This window comes from Pedobacter sp. 01T416_2, from assembly GCF_056398925.1.
This window is the reverse complement of sequence record NZ_JBFTQI010000155.1, coordinates 1-9236: the sequence shown is the minus strand read 5'-3', so window position 1 is coordinate 9236 and position 9236 is coordinate 1. Positions and strand designations below refer to the sequence as shown.

At 39.5% G+C, this 9236-nt stretch carries 4 protein-coding genes; 1 reads left to right on the top strand and 3 read right to left on the bottom strand.

From position 1 onward, the window contains the following. Nucleotides 1-5242, bottom strand: a 5242-nt coding sequence (locus tag AC1DPQ_RS08915) for an alpha-2-macroglobulin family protein (RefSeq protein WP_477608883.1), incomplete at its 3' end; no start/stop codon positions are given. A gap of 213 nt (nt 5243-5455) precedes the next feature. Between AC1DPQ_RS08915 and AC1DPQ_RS08910 the strand changes: the two genes are divergently transcribed. Beyond that, entirely contained in the window at nt 5456-5878 is a 423-nt protein-coding gene (locus AC1DPQ_RS08910; protein WP_477585704.1) for a nuclear transport factor 2 family protein, read from the top strand. A gap of 123 nt (nt 5879-6001) precedes the next feature. On the opposite strand, the gene AC1DPQ_RS08905 is transcribed toward AC1DPQ_RS08910, so the two are convergent. After that, complete coding sequence (locus AC1DPQ_RS08905; protein WP_029274671.1) at nt 6002-6406, bottom strand: hypothetical protein; 405 nt, start codon at nt 6404-6406, stop codon at nt 6002-6004. Nucleotides 6407-6490: 84 nt separating this feature from the next. Beyond that, a complete protein-coding gene (gene topA, locus AC1DPQ_RS08900) occupies nt 6491-9052 on the bottom strand; it encodes a type I DNA topoisomerase (protein ID WP_477608881.1) in 2562 nt (853 codons plus the stop codon). Between the last annotated feature and the right edge of the window lie 184 nt (nt 9053-9236).

Below are 9236 nucleotides of genomic sequence, written 5' to 3'. Positions count from 1 at the left end.
GTTTTAAGGTGGTTGGATCCAGGACTTTACCGTTTAAACGTTTGTAAGTCACGTTCATATCCAATACCTCCGGTCGGTTTGGCAAGAAATTGTTCTGACCAGCAATTGGTTGTCCTTCTAAAACCAAACGGACAAACAATACATTATTGCCATTATTGGTAATAGAAGCCGTATTTCCTTTAAAGGTTACAGGTGTACTGTTGATGTATTGATTTGAACTTACAGGTGCCGATTTTCCGTCTAGTACATACTGATATTGCAGTTTATTTGCCGATTGGTTTGAACCACAGAATTTTGCAATAGCCAACAAACTATAAGCGGTTGTTTGTGTGCTGTACCAGGTGTTTTCGCCAAGTTTAGCAGCTAAAGGTTGTAGTAAATTCGCAGCTTTTGCTTTCTGACCGAGTAGGGTTAGGGTTTCTAAAATCATGGCTTCATCGCGCACATCGGAGCCATAAGTTCCACCCAATTGTTTGTAAGCCTGAATAGATGTATCTAAACCTCTGATCATATTTTGAGCAACATCATTTTGTCCGGCCAGTTTATAAGCAGCTGCCAATCGCCATTTTGCAGCGATTGACAAATATTCAAAAGCTTTTAAACGGTTCATTGCTGCCATTTCAGGTTTTTTAGCTAAGGCAAGCATATACAAACGGTAGGCCTGAGACAAATCTCCTCCATAAAAATTATTACTGTTTGGCGCCCAGTTTGCCGCTTTGGATTTTTGAAAGCGCAACAGTTCATCCAAAAGGCCAACAGGAAGGGTATAACCAGCATTTTGTGCTTCAACCAGGAAGTGTCCGGCATAATTGCTTCCCCATTCATCAGAACTACCTTCGCCAGGCCAGTAAGACAAACCGCCATCTGTAGTTTGGAAACCTTTCAGCCTATTTATACCGGCTTTAATGTTTTTCTCTGTTGTAGCTTTTTGTTGTTCATTCAACGGACTCAATCTATCCAAAAAGAGTTGAGGAAATATACCCGAAGTAGTTTGCTCAATACAGCCATGCGGATATTGGATAAGGTAACTCAATCTTTTACCAAGGTTGATCGCAGGGATAGAAGAAACTTCTAGTGAACCAGAATTTGTTCCTGTCATACCGATTGGCAAATAGTTTACCGCCCATTTGGTATGCGGCTGAACCGTTGCAGACACTACATTGGTTACATATGGGTTTGGATTTCTGATATCCATTTCCACATCGTAAACTGTTTTTTCAGCTCCACTTTGTGCAATCACTTTTACTTTGGCAATGCCTACTGTGTTGGGTGCTTTCACCTCGAAATAGGTCATTTGCTCACCTGTTTGTTTGTAGTAAAGCTGCTGTTTGTTACTGCCTTGAACAATTAAATTATTTGCCTGGAGTTGTACTGATACATTTTTAAGATTGTTCTCTGTAGCAAAAACGGTTACTGGTAAGGTGAAACTTTCTCCCGGACCGATAACCCTTGGCAAAGTAGCCAAAACCATTAACGGCTTTTTAACCTGAACCGATTTTTCGGTAAAACCATATGCAGCATCCTGCCCGGCAACTACCATAGCTCTTACCGCACCAATATATTGAGGCAATTTAAATTTGTGTGTTTTACTTTCGCCTTTGCCAATAGTAAATGGCCCCATAAATTTAACCACTGCTTTAAAACGGTTGGCTTTTGCTGGATTTAAGTTCTTGTTGATGCTACCATCACCACCAATGCTTAAAATGCGTTCTAAATTCCCTCCCCATGCGCCTAATACATAGTCGAATAAATCCCAGGTTTTTACGCCTAAACCTTCGCGGGCATAAAATGCACCATGTGGATCAGGTGTTTTAAAACGTGTTAAATCTAATAAACCTTCATCTACGAGGGCAATGGTATAGGTCATTGCTTTGCCGTTCTGCTCAGCTACAGTAATGGTGTTTTCGGTTTCAGGCTTGATTTTATCCAACATTTTTATGGTTGGTTTTAGGATGGTCTGCGGATCTTCAACCGAAAGCGGAATAGCGCCATACATCCTGATTGGTAAATCGTTAACCGTTTGTGCATGCGGTTGTAATAAAGTAATATTGGCAAAAACATTAGGTGCCATCTCTTTCTCAGCCTTGAACTTAAATTGCGTTTGTCCGGCTTTGGTATCTACCCAGAAGGTTTTTAATACCCGGCTTCCATTTTCAATGGAGATTAACGCTCTTCCGTTTTTACCAGTTGGGATGGTTAAGGTAATATCCTCTCCAACAGTAAATTTTTCCTTATTAGCAGTGAAAGATAACATAGATGCCTCAGTTGGGTTGCTGCCCTGTTCGCGCTGTGCCCAGCCCGGCCAATCTACATAAACAGATTTTCCGGTAACATGTCCACCATTGGCATCACGCACCAAAATTAAATAACGGCCCCATTCTGGTTCATCAACACGTAAATCCCAGCTCCCTTTTCCGTTAGTCAGATTCACTTGATGGCTTTCTACCAATTTGTTATACTGGTTTTGGGTAAAGTTAGCGTAGGTATATTGATCGTCCTGTTCCCACCACCAACGCCATTGTGTTTTATATAATTCTACCTGAACGGTTTTGGTTCCGCTCAACAGTTTTCCATCGGTATTTACATTTACAATTTCGATTTTATGCGCTTTGCCAGTAACCAGCATACCACTCAAACGGTCGCCTTTTTCTGGTCGGATACCCAAATAACTGCTATACACATGATAGGGTATGCTGAAATTATCGATGCTGAAATTACCTCCGGGTTCGAAGACTTTGGTTGTAAAGTTTGCCCTTAACACACCAGGAGCGGTATTGTTCTCATTGAGGTTGGTGTTAATCTGAGCTGTACCGTTCTGGTTTAAAGTGCCTTCGAAAATGGTTTTAACCTGCGATTCGAAGTTAACCGTTGGGTTATCGAAACTAAAACCCTCAAAACCTTTAAATTTAGTCTCTGTAGTGTTTAAGTTTACATCAACCTTCGCTTTTAAGTTTTGCGCAACAGCACCGAATAGCCATTTGGCCGATAGGGTAGCGGCTGATGTTCCTGAACTTAAATATGCTCTATTGCCAACGTTGAAATCAATTTTCAAACGGTTTGGCATTACGGTTTCGATTTTTAGGGTTTTGGTAAATGTAGCTCCACCTGCTTTAACTTTCGCCATCCAGTTACCAGTTGGCGCTGTACTTTCAGTAGCGGTTTTAAAGGTGTAGAATCCATTTAAAGGTTTGTCATTGATCAATCTTTTGTAAAGCTGACCTTTCGGGTTATAGAATTCCATGGTTACCGGATAATTGGCTGGCAGTTTTTTTAGTTTGTCTTCCAGTACGAAAGAAACAAATAAACTGTCGCCTGGCCTCCAAACACCACGCTCGCCATAAATAAAGCCTTTTAAGCCACTTTGGACTACATCACCGCCAACATCGAAGCGGCTTAACGGAAGTGAGCTTCCATCGTCTAGTTTAAGGTAACCACGTTCTGAACCATTTTTAGCGATCAATAAGAAAGGCTGACGTTTCAGGTCAAAACTTGCAAAACCATCACCATCAGTTTTAGTCGTGAAAATGATCTGTTTTTGGTAATCCATCAATTCAAGGTTTACACCACTTAGTGGTTTTGCCGTCAATAAGTCTGTTGCTACAATAAGCATGCTGTTATCGTTACCACGTTTGGCCACCAAACCAATATTCGAGGCAATTAAGTTTCTGCTGGCCCAGCGCTGGTTGGTGTAAAACGATGGCGTACATGGATTGTCTTTATCATTCCACCTGTAATTTGGCGGGTAATAATTATTGTAACGTTGCCAAAAGTCATCGTCTTCGTCAATCTTTTCACCATAACCTTCGTAATCTCCATATTCGGCTTCTTCCTCATTACCATCGGCTTTTTCTTCCCCGGTTTTACAATTGTAAGCATTGTATTCCTGTCTGAAAGCAATGGTAACGCGGTACATGGCACCGGGCTCAGTACGGATCATTTTATCCAGATCAAGGGTGAAACGGTTCTTTTTATGGAGGTTAAGTGCCTTATCTTCATCTAATCGTACCGTTTTTTGCAGAATAGGTTTGGCCACCCTACGCAATTCGTTACCATCTTTATAACTATTCGTTTGAAAAAACTGCGGTATGTTGTTTTCGTAAATTTTGATCACGGTAACATCAACAGCCTTTAAATTAATCGCTTCGAAAGGTAAAACCAGCTTTCCGGAGTTGGGTAAAATGGTACCATTACCTGCAATGGTAACGGCCGGTAATTTATCCTCGAAAACAAGATTGACTACTTTACCGTTTGGAAGTGTTTTCGAATTGATGTTTTCTACTCCTGCATTCACACTTAAAGTATAATTGCCTTTAAGTTCTTCGGCAGCATAAACTTTAACCTGACTGGCATCAATGGTATACCTTAAATCGCTCAGATTGCCAAGTGTAATCATACCTGTTAAATCCTGCCCAACACCAATGGGTTCTGAAAATTGCACCAATGCATAATCTTCTTCGCCCTGAATAGCCTTCATATCCAGTATTTCGAATTTATTTATCGCCGGAACACGGATTTCTACTTCTCCTTTTTGTTCTGCGTCAATGGCATCTCCATCCCAATCTATTTTTAAATTTTGATCGTTTCCAGTCTTTTTTATGCTATCGATAGTGAATTTTGAAGTGTTTTTTGCTGGATCGTGCTGCCATTTGATTTTTAGCTTTTGGTCAAAATCCAATGAAATCGTTTTCTCTATTTTATTGGTTTCTTCTACGTCAGCAGTAGCCACTTCGCCGGTTAATTTCATATAATCCATCGCAGTATTGTTCTGCGAAACCAATCCGTTTTGCGAAAGCATAATCCCTGGGGTAATTACTTTAAACTCAAAGTCGAAATCTTCAAGGCCTTTTTCTGTAGCAGAAACTTCCGAAAGTTTGAATGTAGCTTCGTAGTTTTTGCCAGGTTTGAGGTTTTCATCAGGTCTAAATTCAACCGTTTGCGGATCTATCCAATAGGTTTTGCCCGAGATAGAAGGGGAGAAGTCGAACAGTTCGCGTGAATCTGCTTTGCCCAGATCCTGCATGCCTGTTGCCGCATTGGCTAAATGAACTCTGATAAAACTTTTTTTGGAAATGGTTCCGGAAGTATAGGCTTCGATATATTTTGCATAAGCCTGATTTTCTTCATGATTTTTTTTCTTTCTATTGAAATAGATAAATACAATTGCCGCTATAGAAACAGCAAGTAATCCGATGAAGATAAATTTCTTTTTAGAGGAAGATTGGTAGGTAGATGGTTGTTCCATGTTTGAAATTCGTTAAGATAAATGGGGATATAATGTTACGGTAAAAGCAATGGATGTGCCGCAATTTATCCTTTGCATCCGAAACCCTATATTCCATCCGAAAATAAACTAAAATTCACGTTAAAATAAATTATGTTGAAAATTAACGCTTAGGGTTTGTTCCTTTGCATGGTTTTGGATAAGTTTACAACATTAACCCCAATACAACCAGATATGATAAAGAAACTCTTGATTTTTTCGAGCCTGTTAATTTCGACCAGTTTTTGTTTTGCCCAAAAAACTGAAGTAGAAGATGCCGTAAGCAAATTAACCAAACTGATGGTTACACCAGATAGTTTGGCGCTTGATAAAATAATTTTGAATAACCTAAGTTACGGGCATTCGAGTGGAAAGATTCAAACCAAGCAGGAATTTATGCATTCGTTACTTTCTGGAGAATCTGATTTTGTAGATATTAATTTAACTGATCAAACTGTCGTTGTTCAGAACAAAACAGCTTTGGTTCGTCATACACTAAATGCCAAAACAAATGATAAAAATATTCCAGGAAATGTGAAATTGTATATTCTTTTAATCTGGAGTAAAGAAAAATCGGGCTGGAAATTAATTGGAAGACAGGCTGTTAAGGTGCCTTAGATTAGTTTGGAGTTTACAGTTTGGAGTTCTCAGTTTTGGATGCAGAACTAGCGATAGTATTAAAGTTACATACTTAAAATCTATGAGGAAGTGACTCCAAACTCACCACTCAAAATTCCCAATTTATTTAATCATCACCCCAGGTCTGTTTACCAGCGGAATCTTGATCATATTGGAATCGATGATGCTTTCGGGCAAGAAAATGAATTTCTTATCATAAATAGTGCTACCAATGTAATAGCTTAGCCAATATTCGTTAGTTAAGCCAAAAACTTCAGGATCAATGGCTTCCACGCCTGCAAAAGAATTTGCTTCCATGTCGCCTACAAAATGTCTTAAAACAGAAGTTTTTACCTGCTTTCCGTCTTTTTCTCCATAACCTTTAGAGCTGATTAAAACATTGGTTATCGGTTCGTTTTTTAAATTAACAAGATAAACCGTCCAGCTTTTTACTTCAGGTGTTTCGCCCATCAATACAACGGCCATTGCGATATCTTCAACTGTATTTTCTGGTAAATCTGCTTTCATAACCACTATTTGACGTCACTCTGAATTTATTTCAGAGTCTTTTATTAAAAGATGCTGAAACAAGTTCAGCATGACGAATTATTTTTATTTTTTCTTTGCTACAGCCTTTTTAGCTGGGGCTTTTTTCTTTGCCGGTGCTTTTTTCTTCGTTTCGAAAGCATTAGGCACCTGCTCTACAATCATTTTCTTAACAACTTCCAAATCAATATCAATCAATTCTTCCGGTGTATATTTTTGCTTGGTAGCCTCATTATTCCTTAATTTAAGCATCAACTTGCCAAAACGGATAAATGGTCCCCAACGGCCGTTTTCGATAGATATTTTTTCAGCATCCCAGGTTTTAATGTATCTATTAGCCTCTTTTTCTACTTTTTTACCGATTAAGGTATTAATATCTTCTTGTGTTAAATTGTCGAAATCGTATCCTTTTGCGGGAATATTGATAAAGAGATCGTTCCATTTGATAAACGGACCAAAGCGGCCTTTGCCCTTTGTTACACCTAAACCTTCGTAATAGGCAATAGGTGCATCATCATCCATTTTCTGGCGGATAATTTCAACTGCTCTTTCATAAGTAACCGATAAAGGCTCCTCGTTTTTAGGAAGGGAAATAAAACTTTCGCCCCATTTTACATAAGGACCAAAACGGCCAACACCAATCATTACTTCTTTACCTTCAAAATCAGGAAGTTGGAAAGGAAGTTTAAACAGCTCCAGCGCATCATCTAAAGTAATGGTTGCAACAGATTGTGTGCGCATTAAGCTCGCATACCGAGGTTTTTCCTCTTCATCAAGCTCTCCAATTTGAACCAATGGTCCAAATTTACCTACTTTGGTGTATACATTTTTACCCGTGGCCGGATCTAAGCCCAATAAGCGCTCGCCAGTGGCACGTTCTGCAGTTTCAAGCGTAGTTTCTACTTCGCTATGAAATGGATTATAGAACGAGTGCAGCATTTTAGTCCACTCTTGTAAACCCTGGGCAATTTCATCAAATTCTTTCTCCACCTTTGCCGTGAAGTTAAAATCGACAATGCCTTTGAAATGTTCTACCAGGAAATCGTTTACTACCTCACCAATATCGGTAGGGAAGAGTTTTGATTTCTCCGCACCGGTAATTTCTGATTTTATTTCTTTTTTTACTTGCCCGTCAGCTAAAATGATAGAAGTAAACTTGCGTTGTTTGCCATCTCTATCTTCTTTAACCACATAACCACGGTTTTGTACCGTAGAAATGGTTGGTGCATAAGTAGACGGGCGGCCAATGCCCAATTCTTCTAGTTTTTTAACCAAACTGGCCTCTGTATATCTTGCTGGCGGACGAGAATAACGCTCGGTTGCCTGCATTTCTTTTAAAAATAGTTCCTGCCCCTTGCTTAATGGAGGTAAAATTGCGCCACCTTCTTTTTCTTCGTTTTCTTCATCATCGGTAGATTCCAGATAAACTTTTAAGAAACCGTCAAATTTTAATACCTCACCTTCGGCAACTAAGTGTTCTTTTCGGGTTGAGGCGGTGATCTGAGCAGTTGTTTTTTCGAACAATGCTTCGCTCATTTGTGAAGCAATAGAGCGTTTCCAGATTAAATCGTACAAGCGTTTTTCGGAAATATCGCCGTCTACACTGTGTCTGTCGAAATAAGTAGGGCGGATGGCTTCGTGAGCCTCCTGGGCACCAGCAGATTTTGTTTTATAAACGCGGTGTTGGTGGTATTTATCGCCGTAAGCAGATTTAATCTCGGCAGCAGCAGCATTTAATGCAGTTTCGGATAAGTTTACAGAGTCTGTTCTCATGTAGGTAATCTTACCTGCTTCGTACAGTCTTTGTGCAACCTGCATGGTTCTGGCTACCGAAAATCCTAATTTTCTGGAGGCTTCTTGTTGTAAGGTTGAAGTGGTAAATGGGGCTGCAGGATTACGTTTTGCCGGCCTTGTTTCTAAACTGGTAATATCGAACCTGGCATTTGTACAGTCCTGAAGAAATTTTTCAGCATCAGCCTCATTTTCGAAACGTTGTGGCAATTCTGCTTTTACAATTTCTTTTCCTTTGCCGGTAGCAAACTGGGCAGTAATTTTATAGGCAGCAGCAGCATTAAAGTTTAGAACTTCTCTTTCTCTATCAACAATTAAACGTACAGCAACTGATTGTACACGGCCCGCAGATAATGATGGTTTTACCTTTTTCCATAAAACAGGAGAAAGTTCGAAACCCACCAGACGATCTAATACACGACGTGCCTGTTGCGCATTTACCAGATTATAATCAATTCCGCGCGGACTATCGATTGCTTTTAAAATTGCTGGTTTGGTAATTTCATGAAAAACGATGCGCTTTGTTTTCTCCACTTTTAGGCCTAAAGTTTCGAATAAGTGCCACGAAATAGCTTCCCCTTCACGGTCCTCATCGGATGCTAGCCATACCATTTCGGCTTCCTTAGCTAGTTTTTTTAACTCGGCGACAATGTTTTTTTTGTCGGCGGGTACCTCGTATGTCTGCGCAAAATTATTTTTGATATCAATAGCCATATCACCTTTAACTAAATCGCGGATGTGGCCGTAGCTAGATTTTACAAGAAAATCTTTGCCTAGGTAGCCTTCTATAGTTTTAGCTTTTGCGGGTGACTCGACGATTAATAAATTTTTGGCCATGAAATACGTTTTTGTGCAAATAAAGCTATAATTAAAGCATAAATCAAAACATGAATAGAATTAAATACAATTTTTTTATTAAATGCAGCGGAAATATGTTGGTTTATAGGTTGATTTTAATGTGGTTTTAATCTTTTTTTGGAAAGCAATATTAGTAATTTGTAGGTAAGGCTTTCTCCCGCCC

Excerpts from the sequence above, each read along its gene's own strand:
- AC1DPQ_RS08910 (WP_477585704.1), top strand. The coding sequence starts at position 5,456 with ATGATAAAGAAACTCTTGATTTTTTCGAGCCTGTTAATTTCGACCAGT.
- AC1DPQ_RS08905 (WP_029274671.1), bottom strand. The coding sequence starts at position 6,406 with ATGAAAGCAGATTTACCAGAAAATACAGTTGAAGATATCGCAATGGCC.
- topA (WP_477608881.1), bottom strand. The coding sequence starts at position 9,052 with ATGGCCAAAAATTTATTAATCGTCGAGTCACCCGCAAAAGCTAAAACT.